The organism is Virgisporangium ochraceum, from assembly GCF_016863655.1.
GTDB lineage: Bacteria > Actinomycetota > Actinomycetes > Mycobacteriales > Micromonosporaceae > Virgisporangium > Virgisporangium ochraceum.
Genome location: NZ_BOPH01000088.1, coordinates 384,927 through 401,306 on the forward strand (window position 1 = coordinate 384,927; position 16,380 = coordinate 401,306).

A 16,380-nucleotide genomic window follows, 5' to 3' on the forward strand; every position below is an offset into this window, starting at 1 on the left:
TTACCTGCTCAGGGCACGGCGGTGGCGCATACCGTCGACGATCGTCACTCCGGCGGCGGCGAAACCGACCTGCAGGATCAGCTCGACCCAGTCCACGCCACGGGTCTCGGCCACGCCCAGAACGCCCGCGACCACCGTGCCGAGGAGCGCGGCGACGACCCCGACGAGGAGCGTGAGCCAGAACCCGATCCGCTGCCGTCCGGGCACCACCAGCCGGCCCAACCCGCCGATCACGAGGCCGATGAAGACGGCGCTGACAATTCCTGAGATCTCCATGGCGAACCACCTCACTCGTCGTCGTGCCGGTATGTCACCCGGTCGGACACGTCGACGACGCCGGGGACGGCACGGGCCACGTTGACGGCCAGCCGGGCGGTGCTTCGCCGCTCGGTCCACCCGGTCAGCGTGACGACTCCGTCGGCGACGTCGACCCGTACGTGCGGGGCCCGGCGCGCCAGTACCCGCCGCAGGAGCGGCCCCGCGAGCTCGTTGCGGACCGCCGGGGTCAGCTGAAGGGACGCGCGCAGCACGTCGCGCCGCGCGACCGTACCGACGGGGCCGCCGGCCGGATCGACGACCGGCAACCCGTCCACCCGGGCGGCGTCCATGAGCTGCGCGGCCGCGGTGACCGGCGTGTCCGGCCGGACGGTCAAGGCGCGCCGCTCCTGCCTGACGGGCATGCGGGCGGCCGGTGCCGTCCGGGCGACGTGCGGCAGGACGTCGGCCTCACAGCAGAGCCCGACGACCCGCCCGGACCCGTCGACGACCGGTAGGACGGCGGTTTCGTGTCTGACCAGCGCCTCGATGATCTCCATCGGGGCGGCGTCGTGGCGGATCGCGACGTGGCTCGGGGACATGACGTCACGCACCAGCGGTACGGCCATCGCAGGGCCTCCAGACCGACGCCACGCACACTCCTCGCCACGCCGTAGGACCAGCCTCCCCGGCGGCGCCGTCCGTTGACAGGGTCGAAGGTCCCATCGGGGACGTGCGCACCGGTCGCCCGGCCGTCGGGTCGCCCGGCCTTGTCCACCCGAGTCGTTCGGCCCTGACCATCCGCGGCGGGCGCGCCGAAAGCTGAGGGGGAAACGGCACGTGACCGGGTGCGGGCGGCGACGCCGTCCCGGATCCGGCCACACAAGGAGGTGCGTGATGTCCGCACAGCCGAACGGACCCGTCGTCGTCGGCGTGGACGGGTCGCCCGGGTCGCTGGCGGCCGTCGACCTGGCGGCCGAGGAGGCGCTGGGACGGGTGACGCCGTTGGTCGTCGTCCACACGGGTGGCGATCTCGCGGAGGCCGACCGGTTCGCGGCCGAGGCCCGGTGCGAGCACCCCGGCCTGAGTGTGTCCGCCACGGCGGTCGCGGATCCGCAGGCCGACGTGATTCTCGCCATGGGTGGCAGCGCCAGCCTGGTGGTCGTCGCATCGGACGCGCGGTTCGCCGGCCGCGTGGCCGACCTGTCACCGGCTCCGGTGGTCGTTCGCCATCCACGCGACGCCGGAGCGGGCGAGGCACCGGACGACATGCCGAGGCCCGTCGTGGTCGGGGTGGTGGACCTCGTCGGCTCGCAACCCGTGGTGGGCTTCGCCTTCGAGGAGGCGTCGCTGCGCGGTGCGCCGCTGCTGGCGGTCCACGTCTGGTCGAGGCCGGCCGACACCCGGTCCGACCGGCCCGCGTACGACTACCCGCGGGCCCGTGACAACGCCGAGCGGATGCTCGCCGACGCCGTGGAGGAGTGGTCGCTGAAGTTCCCGGAGGTGCAGGTCTGCTGGACCACCAAGCACAGCCTCGAGGTGGCGTCGGCGCTGCGCGCCGCGGCCCACCCGGCCCAGCTGCTCGTGGTCGGCCGGATGCCGCATGCCGGCGCCACCCGCCCGGTGCCGGGAGAGCTGGTCCGTTACGGCGTCTGCCCGGTCGCGGTGGTCCCACAGGGGTCGTGAACAGCGTGGCCCACCCGTGCGATCGCGCTGAACCGTTCTCCGTCGCCGTCGTCGACAGGGTGCGGGCCGCGCTGGCCCATCGTGCGCTGACGATCGACCGGGAGATCGGGCTGCTGTTGCCCTGCAATGTCGTCGTGCGTGCGGACGGGCCCGACGTGTGCCTCGTCCAGGCGCTCGATCCGCAGACCATGGTGGAGGCGACCGTGCGGTCCGACCTCAAGCCGGTCGCCGATGAAGCCGGAACCCGGCTACGGAAGGCCCTCGCCGGGCTTGCCGCTTGATCCGAGTATACCCCATGGGGTACACGAACCTCGCTTGTCGGCACCGGCAAACGTGCGCTACCGTCGGATCCAGATACCCCCGGGGGTATACGGCAACCGAAGGAGCAGACACCGATGCGAGAAGTCGATCAGCGCACGTTCGTCACCGCCCACCGCGATGGTGCATTCGTGATCGACGTCCGCGAGGTCTTCGAGTACGCGGCCGGCCACGTGCCCGGCGCGCGGTTGGTTCCGATGGCTCGGCTCGGGTCCACGGTGACCACACTTCCCCGCGACAGGCCGGTGTATGTCATCTGCGCCACCGGCAACCGGAGCCTGACCGCCGCGGACCTTCTCGGCCGCGCCGGCGTCGACGCGTGGTCGGTCGCCGGCGGCACCGCCGCGTGGCAGCGCGCCGGCCGCCCGGTCGTCACCGGGCCGCACGCCGGCTGAAACCGACACCTTTTCCGACAGGGAGTGCTTGTCCGTGCTTCGTATCCTGCCCATCGACACACCGACCCTCGGCGACCGCGGCTATCTGGTCCACGACGGGTCGGTGGCGTTCGTCGTCGACCCGCAGCGTGACATCGACCGCATTCTGGCCCTGGCCGACGCCGAGGGTGTGCGGATCACCCACGTGTTCGAGACCCACATCCACAACGACTACGTCACCGGCGGTTCCGCACTCGCCGGCGCGACCGGTGCGGCGTACCACGTCAACGCCGAGGACCCGGTCACCTTCGAGCGCGTGGCCGTGCGCGACGGCGACGAGATCGCCGTCGGCGACACCATCCGCGTGCGCGTGCTGGCCACACCCGGCCACACGTTCACCCACCTGTCGTATGCGCTGTTCGAGGACGACCGGCCGGTCGGGGTCTTCACCGGCGGCTCGTTGCTCTACGGCTCGGTCGGCCGCCCGGACCTGCTCGGTCCCGCGCACACCGGTGCGCTGGTGCGCCACCAGTACGCCTCCGCGCGGCGGCTGGCCACCGAACTGCCCGACACCGCCGCGGTGTACCCCACGCACGGGTTCGGCAGCTTCTGCTCGGCCACCCAGTCCGAGGCCAGCGCCTCGACCATCGCCACCGAACGCCTCGGCAACCCGGCGCTGACGCGCGACGAGGAGACCTTCGTCGCCGAACTGCTGGCCGGCCTGGACGCCTGGCCCGCGTACTACGCGCACATGGCCCCGGCGAACCTCGTCGGGCCGGAGGAGCCGGACCTGTCACTGCCCGAGCGGGCGGACGCGGACCAGCTACGTAAACGGTTGGCCGCGGGCGAGTGGGTGGTCGACCTCCGCAACCGGGTCGCGTTCGCGGCCGGGCACCTGGCCGGCACGCTCAACTTCGGCCTCGACGGCAGCTTCGCCACCTACCTCGGTTGGCTGATCCCGTGGGGCACACCGGTCACCCTGCTGGGCGACACGCGGGAGCAGGTGGCCGAAGCCCAACGGGAACTGGTCCGCATCGGTATCGACCGTCCCGCCGCATACGCCACCGGCAGCCCGTGGCAGTGGGTCGGTGACGGCGAACCCGCGATGCTGCCCCGCGCCACCTTCGCCGACCTCGCCCAGGTGCGCCACCACCGCCGCGTCGTGGTGCTCGACGTGCGCCGCCGGCTGGAATGGTCCGACGGCCACCTCGACGACGCGGTGCACATCCCACTGCACGAACTCCTCGACCGGCTCGACGAGGTCCCCGACGGGGAGGTCTGGGTGCACTGCGCCGCGGGCTACCGGTCCTCCATCGGCGCGTCCATCCTGGCTGCCGCCGGCCGGCGCGTGGTCACCGTCGACGACGAGTATCCCGCCGGAGCCGTGGCATGAGCGCGCCAACCGGCATGGACGCGGCCACCCTGCGCGAGCTGATCGCCGGCGGCCGCGGGCCACGGCTGCTGGACGTGCGCACCCCGGCCGAGTTCGAGACCGTCCACATTCCCGGCGCCTACAACGTCCCGCTCGACCTGCTCCGTGAGCACCGGGCCGAGCTGCGCGCCCACCTCGACGACGAGGTGGTGCTGGTCTGCCGTTCCGGCGCCCGGGCGACCCAGGCCGGGCAGACGCTCGCTGAGGTCGGGCTGCCCAACGTCCGGGTGCTCGACGGAGGGATGCTCGCCTGGCAGCAGCAGGCAGCCGCCCCGGTCACGCGGGGCCGGCCCCGCTGGGACCTCGAACGGCAGGTCCGGCTCGTAGCCGGCGGCATCGTGCTCGTGAGCGTCCTGGCCTCGCTGCTCGTTCCCGGCCTGCAGTGGGTCGCCGCCGTGATGGGCGCCGGGCTCACCGTCGCGGCGCTGACCAACACCTGCGCGATGGGGATGCTCCTGGCGAGGCTGCCGTACAACCGCCGCGGCAGCTGCGACCTCGACACCATCGTCGGTCAGCTGAGGGAGGCGACCCCGTGACGACCACCGTCGCATTGACCGTGCTGCTGGCCGTCGGCATCGGGGTCAGCCTCGGGCTGCTTGGCGGCGGCGGGTCCATCCTCGCCGTCCCGCTGCTTGTCTACGTCGCCGGGCTGCCGGCCAAGGAGGCCATCGCCACCTCGCTGCTCGTCGTCGGCGCCACCAGCGCGGTCGGGGTGCTGCCGCACGCCCGCGCCCACCGGGTCCGCTGGCGCACCGGACTGGTCTTCGGCGTGGCCGGTATGACCGGCGCGTACGCCGGCGGGCGGCTCGCCGCCTACATCCCGGGGGCGGTGCTGCTCGCCGGGTTCGCGCTGATGATGCTCGCCACCGCGGTCGCGATGATCCGGGGCCGGCGCCCGGATCCCGACCGGCCCGTTCCGCACGAGCTGCCGGTTCCGCGCGTCATCCTCGACGGCGTCGTCGTCGGCCTGGTCACCGGGCTCGTCGGTGCCGGCGGCGGCTTCCTCGTGGTCCCCGCCCTTGCTCTGCTCGGCGGCCTACCGATGCCCGTCGCGGTCGGCACCTCGCTCCTCGTCATCGCGATGAAGTCCTTCGCCGGCCTGGCCGGCTACCTCGCCGACGTCCACGTCGACTGGACCCTCGCCCTCGCCGTCACCGCGGCCGCCATCCTCGGCAGCCTCGTCGGCGCCCGCTTCGCCGGTCGTATCCCCGAGAACCGCCTCCGTGCGACGTTCGGTTGGTTCGTCCTCGCCATGGGCGTCCTCGTCCTCGCGCAGCAACTCCCCGGCACCCCCTGGTGGTGGGCGGTCGGCGGCACGTCCGCGATCGCCGTGGCCGGCGGCGCCGTGCTCCTGCACCACCGGACGGCAGCCATCGTCGCCGCCCGCCGGTTCGGGTCGGCTGGTCAGCGGGTTGACCAGTTCCGCGAAGCCGACCAACTCTCCGAAGCATCGGAGTAGCGTTGAGACAAATTATGGCGTTCGTGGGCGCGGGGGTACGTGATGAGCGCCGTTTGGTCGGTGTCGGTGGCGTTGCTGGAGGCGGCTCCCGACGCCATTCTCGGTGTGGATGAGCGCGGCGCGATCGTTCTGGCCAATGAGCAGTCGGTGCGGATGTTCGGGTATCCGTTGAGTGAACTGATCGGTCAACCGGTGGAGATCCTCGTGCCCGAGGGGGCGCGGCATCGGCATCCGGCCTACCGGGCTACCTATGCGGCCGATCCACACGCGCGTCCGATGGGCGCGGGCATCAAGTTGGCGGGTCGTCGCAAGGACGGTGGCGAGTTCCCCGCGGAGATCTCGTTGTCGCCGGTGGTGACCGACACCGGCAGGCTGACCGCCGTCGTGGTGCGTGACGTGTCCGACCGGGAGCGCGCCGAGGCCCGGTTCGTCGGGTTGTTGGAGGCGGCGCCGGACGCGATCGTGGGCGTCGACCGGGCGGGGTTGATCGTGATGGCCAACGCCCAGGCGGTCCGACTGTTCGGCTACCGTCGCGACGACCTGATCGGTCGCCCCATCGAGATCCTGGTGCCGGAGGCCGCCCGTCAGGGCCATCCTCAGCACCGGGACGCCTACTTCGGCGACCCGCGGCCGCGTCCCATGGGTGCGCACCTGCAGTTGGCCGCCCGACGCCGGGACGGCACGGAGTTCCCCGTGGAGATCAGCCTGTCCGCACTCGGCACCGGTCCCGACACGATCGTGTCAGCCGCCATCCGTGACATCACGGAGCGACTGGAGTTGCAGGCTGAACGCGAACGTCTCAAGGCCCAGGCGGAGCGCGAGCGTCTGCAGACCCGGCTGCACCAGGCCGAACGTCTGGAGAGCCTGGGACAGCTGGCCGGTGGCGTCGCGCACGACTTCAACAATCTGCTCGCCGTCATGCTCAACTACACCGCGTTCGTCGCGGAAGAGGTCGCCGAACTCAGGGACGGGTCCGGCGACGACCGCCCGTCGCAGACCGCCCACGAGCGCTGGACGCGACTTCTCAACGACATCGGCCAGATCCGCCGTGCCGGTGAGCGTGCGACCGAACTGACCCACCAGCTACTGGCGTTCGGACGTCGGGAGGTCGTGCGCCCGATCGTGCTGGACCTCAACACCGTGCTCTCCGACGTCGAACAACTGCTGCACCGCACGCTCGGAGAGCACATCTGGCTGCATTCGATGCTGGCCGTCGACCTGTGGCCGGTGCTGGCGGATCCCGGCCAGATCGAACAGGTCATCGTCAATCTGGCGGTCAACGCGCGCGACGCCATGCCCGACGGCGGCACGCTGCAGATCCAGACCCGGAACCGGACGCTGACCACCGGCGAGGCCTCGCTCCACGATCTTCCACCGGGTCGTTACGTCGAGATGCAGGTCGCAGACACCGGCGTCGGCATGTCGCCGGACGTCATCGAACGGGCCTGTGAGCCGTTCTTCACCACCAAGCCGAAGGGCGAGGGGACCGGGCTGGGGCTCGCCACGATCTACGGCATCGTGTCCCAGGCCGGCGGAGCGATGCGCATCGCGTCCGTTCCGGGCGCTGGAACGCAGATCACCACGCTGTTCCCGGTGACCGACGCCCAGCCCACCAGAGCCGAGGCGCCGTGTCCGGAGCGGCGCGACCGACGGGGCGGGGAGACGGTACTCGTCGTCGAAGACGAGGAGGCGCTGCGAGAGGTGACCCGGCGCATCCTGGACCGCAACGGCTATCACGTCCTGACCGCCGCCGACGGAGCCGAAGCGGTGAAGGTCGCCGACGCCTACCCCGCCGACATCGACCTGCTCCTCACCGACGTGGTGATGCCGAAGATGCTCGGCAAAGAGGTGGCCGCACAGCTCCGATCGAGCCGACCCGACGTGCGTGTCCTGTTCATGTCGGGTTACGCCCAACCCGTCCTTGCCTGCCAGGGCACGCTCGACCCGGGCGTGGTGCTCATCGGCAAACCGTTCACCGAGCCCGATCTGCTCGACCGGATCCGGGCCGTCCTCGACGACACGCCCCGCGACTGACGGTGCCGCCCGGTTTCGCGCTCGGCGGGGTCACATAGATGTCGCCGGACTGCAGTTCCCACGTGTTGCCCGGGATCGCTACACCGTTGGAACGTACCTGGGTGACCGAGGCGAGGTCCGTCCCGCTGATGACGAACTGGGGGCCGGGTCGGTCGACGCGAACTTCCGCGGAAAGACCGAGGTGACCGTCGGGGTGGCGGCCTCGAGGACGCGCGTCCGCGCAGCGCCGACGCCCGTCGACGGCGCAGGCCGGGCGCCCGGACCCGCCGACGTCGTCGGACCGGCCATGACCTTCCCGCCGGTCGTCTTTGCGGCGGCCCCGGTGCCGGCGGCGGCTGTCGGTGCGGCTGTCGGTGCGGCCGGCGGTGCGGCCGGCGGATCCGTGGTCACCACCGGCGCCTTCGTGGTCCTGGTGCTCGTGCCGCTCTTCGCGGCACCCGGTGCAGGGGTCGGCTCCGTCGCGAAGGCGGCCCCGGGTGCCCTCACCACGCCGGCCAGTGTCACCAGGACCTTCGCCAGCATCGTCCTTCCCCGGGCCGGGCGGCGTCGACGGCCCTGACTCTGGATTTCGAGTTCACCAGACACGTCAACCCCCGTGGACGCTCGGCGACACAGGGTCGTCCGATGTGTCACGAATCTATTCCCGACCCGGCTCGGCCGTGCGGGTTACGCGAAATCGGGAGTGCTCCCGGACGGGGGTCGGCGTGCGCGCGCCATGCGCTGCCACGCGGTGGGCCGCCCCACGACAGGCCGCGGACATGTCAGGAGGCGCCGCGCGGACCGTGGTGAACCCCACCGTCGAGCGTGTCGACGGTGGCCAGCAGGTGACGCAACACGTCGCGGCACAGCGACTGCTGCTGGCTGACTGCCAGGTCCCACGTCGGATCGCGCGGGTTGGCGCCGGGATGCGGCCGGGCGGCGACAGCCATCGCCGACGACGGGGACAGCGCCAGGAAACAGTGCTCGCGGCCGAACGGATGGCCCTCCGGTACGTCGGCGGCACGTACCCGCCAGTCGTTCCACCTCGACACGTCGGGACCGAGAACGACCACCAGCGGACAGCGCTCCAGCAGCATGCGCCACATCGCCTCCGTCGCGGCGTCGATCGCCGAGCCGGCCGGGGTGATCGCGGCGACGACCGGTGCGCGCTGACTGGCGCAGGCCTGGCTCGCGATCGTCTGGATGAGCTGACCCATCGCCTCCGGGGTGACGCCGCTGGTCTGATGGGCGCCACCGTCCAGCAGCACCTCGAACGGGGTACGGGGCACGTCGATCTCGTGGGTGCGCAGCAGAGGTAAGGGCGCTGTCGGCACCGTCCCGGTGGTCGGAAGGGGACCTTCGCGACCGAGCAGCCGTCCCTGCTTGTAGGTGGCGCCGAACGCGCGCGCCGTCATCGCGTCCTCCCGACTTTCCACCCTCTCCATCAGCAGCGCCGCGCCGGTGTGTTCGCTCTCGGCGAGCGAGGCGAGAATGGCCTCCGCGGTCTGCCCGACCCGGTTGGTCAGGATGCGCTGATCGACCTTGATGACGTCGGGTTCGATGACCGGCAGCAGGGTCAGGCCGGCACTGCTGTAGGCGACGTCGGTGACGGCGATCCCCCAGCCGGCCGCCCGGGCCCGGCGGACGGTCTCCAGGACCTGGCACGGATAGCGGGACAGCGCCTGTCCGGTGAGGTCGACGAAGACCCGCAGCCGGTCCTCCGCGCTCTTCATCACCGGGAGCAGGTCGTCGGGGCACGGCTCGATGAGCGAGTCGGCCTCGATGTTGACGAACAGGGACATCGCGGGCGGCAGGTCGGCGGCCAGCATCCGGCGGAAGGCCTCGGCCCGGCAGACCCAGTCGAGCTCGCCGAGCCGGTCCACCGCACGGGCCGCGTTGAACAACTGCAGCGGGGACCGCAGCGGACCCTCCGGTCCGCGGGCGAGCGCCTCGAACGCCACGATCTGGTCCCGTCGGGAATCGACGACGGCCTGGAACTCGACGTCCACCGCCCGGTCGGTGATGATCTGGTCGACCAGGGTGTCGCCCCGGTGCGCCGGCCGCGACCGGTGGTGAGGATCCGCGGCCGCGATCGCGGTGACGCCACGGGAGCCGTTGCCGGCCGGCCCGGGCGATTCCGGAGTCTGCGGCTCGTTCACCCGGCCGTCGTAGCCTTCACGAGACCACAGCAGCCACCCTGATCGACGCGCCATGGCCGCCTCCATCCCACCCCCGGGTTACCGGCCATCGGTGTCATCGGCCGACGCCGAGCGAAGCTGAGCGGTTTCCCGACCGGGTCGCCGGGTGGCGGCGGTGGAGTCCTCAGGTCCGGTCGGCGCCGGCCGACATTGAGGTGTGGAGCCAGGTGCCTCGCGAACCCCGTCCGCCGGCGCGGAGGGGAGACTGCGCGCTCTCGCCGGTCTCACGGGAGCCATAGACATCGGCTGGACCGACGATCGGCTCCTGCGAACCGTCGTCGACCTCTTTCTCGCCGAGTGGGGAGACTCCTGCACCGTTCGGCTGACCGGCGTCGACGGCTCCGACGGGACCGGGGTCAGCAGCCACCCGGACGCGGTGCGGGCAATGCTCGACCGTGCCGCCCTGGATCCGACCGTCGTGCCGCGCGCCACCGAGATCGTCGTGTCCGGAGACGACCCGTTCGGCGACTGGCTGCCCGAACACGGCCTGCGCCAGTACGCCGTCGTGCCCATCGCCGGTAGCGACCGGTCCGTCGGCGCACTCGTCGTCACCCGGACCACCGACCGTCCCGACTTCAGCGGGGAGGACCTCGCGTTCGCGGCCGTCGTCGCCTCGATCGTCGGAGTCGTCACGATCGGCCGCCGGGTGCTGGCGCACACCACCACCGTCGTGGACGGGCTCCAGGCCCAGGCCGAGGTCGTCGAGCAGATCTCCGACGCGCTCATCACCTGCGACGAGCATCTGCGGATTCTGAGCTGGAACACCGCGGCGGAGAAGATCTACGGCTACGCGGCGAGTGAGGCCATCGGATGCGACCTGTCCGCGCTCCTCACCTCGCAGTACTTCACCACCGACGGGGTGCCGCTGACACTGGACGACGTGCTGACAACCATCAGCGAGACCGGTCGGTGGGACGGTGAGCTGCATGAGCGCCACGCGGCCGGCACACCGCTCGTCATCCTGGCCTCGGTCAGCGCGGCCGACGGGCGCAGCGGGCACCACGGCGGCCTGGTGCTGGTCAACCGCGACATCACCGCGCAGCGGCACGAAGAGCACCTCGCGACACATGACGCGCTGACCGGCCTACCCAACCGACGGATGCTCACCAACCGGCTGCACGAGGCGTTCGCCCGCGCGTGCCGCACCGAGGGGACGATGGCCGTGCTCTTCATCGACCTCGACGGGTTCAAACCGATCAACGACCGGTACGGACACGCTGTCGGCGACGACGTTCTCATCATCACCGCGCAACGGTTGGTGAAAGCGGTGCGTCGGACGGACTCCATCGGCCGGCTGGGCGGAGACGAATTCGTGGTGATCCTCGAGGACGCCGGCACCGATGAGAACATCGGCATGGTGGCCGACCGTATCGTCGAGTCCGTCAGCGCTCCCATGGAGATCGGCGACCACAGCGTCTCCGTGCGTCCGAGCGTCGGAGTGGCGGTGGCGCGCCGCCCCGACGCCGAAACGCACCGGCCCGACCAGTTGCTCGCCGCGGCCGACCGCGCGATGTACGTGGCGAAGGAGCACGGCCGGCCGGTATTCGCCGGGTGAGAGCACCGGAGCCGGTTGTCCTCCCACCCGTCGGTCGATGTCTACGCCCACCTGGTCAACCGCAGCAACCTGCCGGTCCGCGTGATCCTGCGATCGACGTGCGACGCCGAGGACCTGGCGATCAAGTGGCGGCACCGCGAGTTCGACCGGTGGTTCCCGCTGGTCCTTCCGCGCGGCGTCACAGTTCCGCCCGACGACGGCGCGATGATCCGGATCGGGCACGAGTGGACCGAGCCCGCGGCGACAGGGGACCTGCCCGGCCTGTCCACACCGGACGTTCTCAGCGTCATCGTCATCGACAACAGCGGGCACGCATGGATCCAGGGCTCCACCCGGTGGCAGCGCACACGGGCGAGGACGCGGGCGTGACGGCGCCGACCCTGGGCCGGCGCCGTCACAGGTGGTTCTACGGTGTCGTGACCGCCACGACGTTGGACCATCCCGACGCGCCGCCCGGGTTGCTGGCGCGGACGCGGTAGTAGAAGGTCCGGTTACGTGCGGCCGTCTGTTCGAACGTCGGGGTGTTCGCGGCCACCGTGTACGTGACGACCGTCGTGAAGGCCGGGCTGGTGCTGCGTTGGATGGTGAACCCGGTCTCGTCGAGGGAGTTGTCCGTCCACGTGAGACTGACGATGTCGGTGCCGGTGGTGCCGACGATGGCGCTGCCCACCAGGTTCGTCGGTGCCACCGGCGGCGCCGGCACGGTCACCTGGACCGGGCCGTTGTACGCCGACGACCCGCCTCCGTTGACGGCCTTCACCCGGTACAGGTACGTGGCCGAGGCCTGGACGGCGGTGTCGATGTACACGACGTTTCCGGTGGCGTTGCGGGCCGGAACCGTGGCGAGTGGCTGGAAACCGCCGCCGTTGGTGGCCCGTTCCACCACGAAGCCCGTCTCCGTCGTGGCGTTGTCCCGCCACACCAACCGCACACCGGTGGTGAACGAGAAGGTCAGCGCCGTCGGTGCCGCGGGCGCCGCTACCCCGGCGGGTCCGGCCAGAACCGGCTGGGACGCCGAGGCACCGGCCGCGTTGTAGGCGGTGACGCGGTAGCTGTACTGCGTCGTCGGGCCGGCCCCGGTGTCGGTGAACGTCGTCGCGTTCGCCAACGCGGTGCCGATCTGGGCGTACGTACCGGCAGTTCCACCCGCCGCCACGTCGGCGCGTTCGATGCGGTAGCCCACCTCCGCCGCCGGGTCACCCCACGTCGGGCCGAGGTCGGGGGTGACGGGTGTGCCGTCGGTCCAGCTGAGGACCACACCTCCGTTCCGGGCGTAGGTGACCACCGGCGCCCGCGGGAGGGTCTTCGAGACGCTGACGGCCATCGGCCGCATCATGTCCATCTCCTCGTGGCTGAGGATGTGGCAGTGCCAGACGTACTCCCAGCCGAAGCTGACCACCTGGTTGGTGATCGGCGGGGTGATCGGGTTGCCGTTGGCGTCGGTGTTGTTGAACCCGAGCGTCGACCCGATCGGCATCGCCGGGTTGAGTGGCCGGGTGCTGTCCTCGATGCCGAACGGTGCCTGGGGGACGATCGGCCGGATCGCCACGATGGTGTCCTCCAACGGACTGACCCGCACGGTGTCCTTCCAGCCGAGTTCGTTCAGGTCAGGCTTGCGGATGATGCCGTCCCAGCCGACGCGGTTGATGAGCTGGACGTGGAACAGGTGGAAGTGGATCGGGTGCGTGTCCACCCCGTTGTGGGTGATCTTCCACAGTTGAGTGCCGTCGGCGGCACTGGCGATCGGGGTCACCGACGCACCGGGTGGCAGTTCGACTCCCTTCAGGTTCTCGCTGGACGGGTTCACGAACGGATAGAGGATGAGGTTCTGCTGTCCCGCCTGCGCGTTGGGTGCCTCCAGCCCGAGGTTGCCGCTCATCCGCCCGTACTCCGGATCGAACGCCTCACCCATCTCGTCCTGGATCGCCTTGGGTTGCAACGGCATCGTGAGTGTCTGCGTCGCTCCCTGACCGAGCAGCGTGTTGAACGCCAGGGACGTGTCGCTGATGCGCACCAGCCCGTCGCGCGGCGCGGTGTTGCGGAACGCACTGCCGTACGCCGAGTTGTAGGCACCCTGCCCGACGATGATCGGGTCCTGGGAGGACTCGAACACGCCGGTGCCACCGGCGTTGTGGGCGAACGCGGCCTGCAGCCGGGCCAGGTCGTACGCCGGTGCCGGTGTCGTGGCCGCCACCTTGATCTGCATGACGGTGCGGGTGTTGGGCCCGTAGCCCGGCAGAGTCGTGGGCGCGCCGCCGGTGTCCACCAGGCTCGGACCGCCGGTGTAGTAGTCGTAGCGCGGGTCCCGCGCCGGGAACGCCGCCGGGGCGTCGTTGTAGAGGATCAGGGTCTTCCCGGCGTACTGCGAGAAGTCGACCACGGTGTCGGCCCGTTCGGCCGGCGCCAGCAGCAGCGAGTGCTTGTCGACGTTGCCCGCGTTGAACACGGTCGGGTCGGTCACCCACGTGATCGGCTGCGGCGGAACCACCACCGGCGCCGGCAGGAAACCGCCCTCGGTGCCGATCTGGATCCAGCTGGGCCCGGCCGGGCTGCGGGCGAGGTCCGGGGTGGGGAACACCGCCGGATCGGTCTGCGCGGCCTCGACCTCCGCCGGGTTCAACGCGACCTCCTTACCCGTCGCGTCGGCCTGGTAGAAGTGCAGGTTCCAGAACCGGTCGTTGGCCGCGTTCAGCACCCGGACCCGGTACGCCTTCGGGTCGACGGTCATCGTCGGGTAGGCGGTGCCGTTCACCAACGGGGTGTCGTTGAACGACTCCATGCCCATGGAGACGTTGGGTGTGCCGGGGATCAGTGGCGGCTCGCACCACGCGCCGGTGTCGGTGTCGCAGTTCGGGTCGTAGTACGGGTTCGCGACCGGACCGTGCTTGATGCCGCCCGTCGGTGGCCAGAACCACGGCCCGTACGCCCACCGGCCGAACTGGTTCACGCCCGACGTGTCACCGGGGTTCTGCGCCGGCATGTAGACGTGCGGCGCCCACAGGTTGCCCTCGCCGCCCCACTTCCCGCTGTCCCACGTCGGGTCCTGCGCGGCCAGCTGCGCGGGTCCCGGCACGAAGGTCTTGTCCTGGATGATCAGCGGAAGGGTGTCCGCGGCCCCGGGCAGGATGCCCGCGTCGATCAACGCCTGTTCGGCGCGGTCGGCGATGACGTACCCGCCGGCCTCGCCCGCGTAGACGTTCAACCGCGTGATGCCCCAGGCGTGGTCGTGGTAGAACATCATCCGCGCCGACTGCTGGTTGGTGTAGAAGAAGGTCTGCGCGCCCGGTCCGGGGTCCGGCATGTCGGGAACGTTGCGGACGCTGACGCCCTTCGGGTACGGCGTGTTCTCGCCGGCCGGCGTGATCCACTGGTGTGGTGTGCCGTCGCTGATCCACGGGGTGATTCCGCCGTGCAGGTGCACGGTCGCCCGGTTCTCGGCGAAGCAGCCCGCCGGCTTCGGATCGGCGCCGCACATCGGGTTCTGCGGGTCAGGCTCCTCCATACCGCCCATGGTCGGCCCCATGCCGGCGCCCATCACGGTGGTGTCGACGGGCAGGAACAGCTCACCGCCGCGCCCGGTCGGCAGCAGGTTGCGGAACTTGATGCGCACCGGCCGGTCCCTTGTCGCGGAGACCAGCGGACCCAACTGGTGCGGCGGCGTGACACCGAGCACCGGGTTCCCCTGGTCCATGATGGGTGTGGTGGTGCCGTCGAGGGCGGCGTTGGTCAACGGGACGCGCTGTCCGGGAACGGCGGCCGTCGACAGTTGCACGTAACCACGCAGCAGCGTCGGCGGCAGGTCGGAGTGCATCTTCTCGCGGTACTGCACCAGCCCGATCTCGTAGTAGTCCGAGCCCGGGTAGGTGGTGCTGTCCGGGACGGCCACCGGAATGTACTGACCGAGGTTGTTGGCGGCGTCCGGCATCGGCAACCCGTCGACGAACTTGCGGATGCCCCCGGTGACGACGGGGTCGTTGCCCGACAGGTCGATCACGCTGGTCGCGAACGAGTAGGTCCGCTGCTGGTCGTACCGCGGGTACGCCGTGCCACCGACCATGATGGTGGTGTCGGCGGTCGGCGCGGTCGGCGCCGGGTAGCTCAGCACGTCCGCTCCGGCACCGATGTCCAGTGGGACGCCCTGACCGTAGAATGCGGCGACATCACCGGCCTGGACCGCGACCGGAGGCACCGCGAACGTCTCGACCCGACCCACCGGATCGGTGGTCGACGGCACCGTCAACGCGCCGCTGTCGAACACCACCCGGTACTCGTTGGCGACGCCGGTCGGTCGCAGCACGTAGGCGTGCAGCATGTTGCCGGCGGACGGCGTCGGGCTCGCTCCCGCCGTCGCCTGGTTGAAGATCTGGAATCCCTGCACGAGGCCGTCGGGTAGCGCGGCCGGCACCACGACCAGCACCGGTGCCAACTCACCGGGTGGGCTCGCGTAGTCGGTCGCGTACGTACGCGCCGTCAGCGGGTTGCCGACCGAGAGGACGGCGCCGGTGACGGTCGGCAGAGGGCTGTTCGCGTAGTTCGGGTACGGCCCGTAGTAGTGCGGGGTCTGGCCCGCAACAGCGGCACGCGTTCCCTTGGTCGGCAGCTTCGAGCCGCGCTTGGCGGCCCGGGCGGCGGCCGCTTCGCGTTCGGCCTGCGTCACACGCTTGCGCTTGGTCCGGTCCTTGGGATCGGGTCTGCCCGCGACATCGCCTTGCGTCGGTTTGGCCAGGCCCGTTCCGTCGGTCCGGTCGGCGGATACCGCGGCAGCGGCGTCGCCCGTCGGTGCTGTCGCTCCGGCGGGACCCGCGACGACGGCGCCCGCCAGCATCGGCAGCATCAGGGTCACCGACGACAGCGCCAGGAGTCTTCGGTTCACTGCTCCTCCCTCCACGACATCCGACCGGGCAGGGAGTTCCGCGCCGGCCGGTGCGATGAGTCGTGGGCATCAGTACGCCGGGTGAGCGGTTGGGTGAAGGAGAGACGTTCGGCCCTGTGCCGTCGGGACCAAAGACCTACCGGAATCGACATCGACGGTTTGGTGCCGAATATCCACCCATGCATATGGGTGATGGAGTTGGATAGTGACGTCGATG

At 70.9% G+C, this 16,380-nt stretch carries 14 protein-coding genes; 10 read left to right on the top strand and 4 right to left on the bottom strand.

The genetic code is table 11. The features are described from left to right. Both Voc01_RS32960 and Voc01_RS32965 read right to left on the bottom strand, forming a co-directional pair. Entirely contained in the window at positions 1–276 is a 276-nt protein-coding gene (locus tag Voc01_RS32960) for a GlsB/YeaQ/YmgE family stress response membrane protein (RefSeq protein WP_203931509.1), read from the bottom strand. Positions 277–287: 11 nt separating this feature from the next. Beyond that, positions 288–884, bottom strand: a complete 597-nt coding sequence (locus Voc01_RS32965; protein ID WP_203931510.1) for a CBS domain-containing protein — start codon at positions 882–884, stop codon at positions 288–290. A 268-nt stretch (positions 885–1,152) separates the two neighbouring features. Between Voc01_RS32965 and Voc01_RS32970 the strand changes: the two genes are divergently transcribed. The 8 genes from Voc01_RS32970 (at position 1,153) to Voc01_RS33005 (ending at position 8,117) form a co-directional block, all read left to right on the top strand. Further along, on the top strand, positions 1,153–1,941 hold the full coding sequence (locus tag Voc01_RS32970) for a universal stress protein (protein WP_203931511.1): 789 nt from the start codon (positions 1,153–1,155) through the stop codon (positions 1,939–1,941). Continuing rightward, the gene (locus Voc01_RS32975; RefSeq protein ID WP_203931512.1) at positions 1,938–2,222 is read left to right on the top strand and encodes a DUF302 domain-containing protein; all 285 of its coding nucleotides are present in this window, start codon (positions 1,938–1,940) and stop codon (positions 2,220–2,222) included. The genes Voc01_RS32970 and Voc01_RS32975 overlap by 4 nt, the downstream gene beginning before the upstream one ends. 114 nt (positions 2,223–2,336) lie before the next feature. Continuing rightward, entirely contained in the window at positions 2,337–2,654 is a 318-nt protein-coding gene (locus Voc01_RS32980) for a rhodanese-like domain-containing protein (RefSeq protein ID WP_203931513.1), read from the top strand. A gap of 34 nt (positions 2,655–2,688) precedes the next feature. Further along, entirely contained in the window at positions 2,689–4,026 is a 1,338-nt protein-coding gene (locus Voc01_RS32985; protein WP_239160633.1) for an MBL fold metallo-hydrolase, read from the top strand. Then, positions 4,023–4,601 (top strand): rhodanese-like domain-containing protein, encoded by a 579-nt coding sequence (locus Voc01_RS32990; RefSeq protein ID WP_203931514.1) that lies wholly within the window; start codon positions 4,023–4,025, stop codon positions 4,599–4,601. Before Voc01_RS32985 ends, Voc01_RS32990 begins: the two co-directional genes overlap by 4 nt. Beyond that, positions 4,598–5,524 carry a sulfite exporter TauE/SafE family protein gene (locus Voc01_RS32995; RefSeq protein WP_203931515.1) on the top strand — a complete coding sequence of 309 codons (927 nt, stop codon included), beginning with the start codon at positions 4,598–4,600 and terminating at the stop codon, positions 5,522–5,524. The genes Voc01_RS32990 and Voc01_RS32995 overlap by 4 nt, the downstream gene beginning before the upstream one ends. A 42-nt stretch (positions 5,525–5,566) precedes the next feature. Then, a complete protein-coding gene (locus Voc01_RS33000; RefSeq protein WP_203931516.1) occupies positions 5,567–7,558 on the top strand; it encodes a hybrid sensor histidine kinase/response regulator in 1,992 nt (663 codons plus the stop codon). 286 nt (positions 7,559–7,844) lie between these two features. Continuing rightward, the gene (locus Voc01_RS33005; RefSeq protein WP_203931517.1) at positions 7,845–8,117 is read left to right on the top strand and encodes a hypothetical protein; all 273 of its coding nucleotides are present in this window, start codon (positions 7,845–7,847) and stop codon (positions 8,115–8,117) included. A gap of 202 nt (positions 8,118–8,319) precedes the next feature. Here the strand turns inward: Voc01_RS33005 and Voc01_RS33010 are convergent, their stop codons facing one another. Beyond that, a complete protein-coding gene (locus tag Voc01_RS33010; RefSeq protein WP_203931518.1) occupies positions 8,320–9,750 on the bottom strand; it encodes an EAL domain-containing protein in 1,431 nt (476 codons plus the stop codon). 142 nt (positions 9,751–9,892) lie between these two features. Here Voc01_RS33010 and Voc01_RS33015 point away from each other — a divergent pair, with 142 nt between their 5' ends. Further along, positions 9,893–11,290: a diguanylate cyclase domain-containing protein gene (locus Voc01_RS33015; RefSeq protein WP_203931519.1), complete on the top strand. Its 1,398-nt coding sequence runs from the start codon at positions 9,893–9,895 to the stop codon at positions 11,288–11,290. A gap of 15 nt (positions 11,291–11,305) precedes the next feature. After that, on the top strand, positions 11,306–11,659 hold the full coding sequence (locus tag Voc01_RS33020; RefSeq protein ID WP_203931520.1) for a hypothetical protein: 354 nt from the start codon (positions 11,306–11,308) through the stop codon (positions 11,657–11,659). A 37-nt stretch (positions 11,660–11,696) separates the two neighbouring features. On the opposite strand, the gene Voc01_RS33025 is transcribed toward Voc01_RS33020, so the two are convergent. Further along, positions 11,697–16,163, bottom strand: a complete 4,467-nt coding sequence (locus Voc01_RS33025; RefSeq protein WP_203931521.1) for a multicopper oxidase domain-containing protein — start codon at positions 16,161–16,163, stop codon at positions 11,697–11,699. Positions 16,164–16,380 lie beyond the last annotated feature (217 nt).

Bases quoted from the DNA above. Each gene is read 5' to 3' on its own strand.
- Voc01_RS32965 (WP_203931510.1), bottom strand. From the start codon at position 884: ATGGCCGTACCGCTGGTGCGTGACGTCATGTCCCCGAGCCACGTCGCG.
- Voc01_RS32970 (WP_203931511.1), top strand. From the start codon at position 1,153: ATGTCCGCACAGCCGAACGGACCCGTCGTCGTCGGCGTGGACGGGTCG.
- Voc01_RS32990 (WP_203931514.1), top strand. From the start codon at position 4,023: ATGAGCGCGCCAACCGGCATGGACGCGGCCACCCTGCGCGAGCTGATC.
- Voc01_RS33000 (WP_203931516.1), top strand. From the start codon at position 5,567: ATGAGCGCCGTTTGGTCGGTGTCGGTGGCGTTGCTGGAGGCGGCTCCC.
- Voc01_RS32960 (WP_203931509.1), bottom strand. From the start codon at position 276: ATGGAGATCTCAGGAATTGTCAGCGCCGTCTTCATCGGCCTCGTGATC.
- Voc01_RS33005 (WP_203931517.1), top strand. From the start codon at position 7,845: ATGACCTTCCCGCCGGTCGTCTTTGCGGCGGCCCCGGTGCCGGCGGCG.
- Voc01_RS32980 (WP_203931513.1), top strand. From the start codon at position 2,337: ATGCGAGAAGTCGATCAGCGCACGTTCGTCACCGCCCACCGCGATGGT.
- Voc01_RS33010 (WP_203931518.1), bottom strand. From the start codon at position 9,750: ATGGCGCGTCGATCAGGGTGGCTGCTGTGGTCTCGTGAAGGCTACGAC.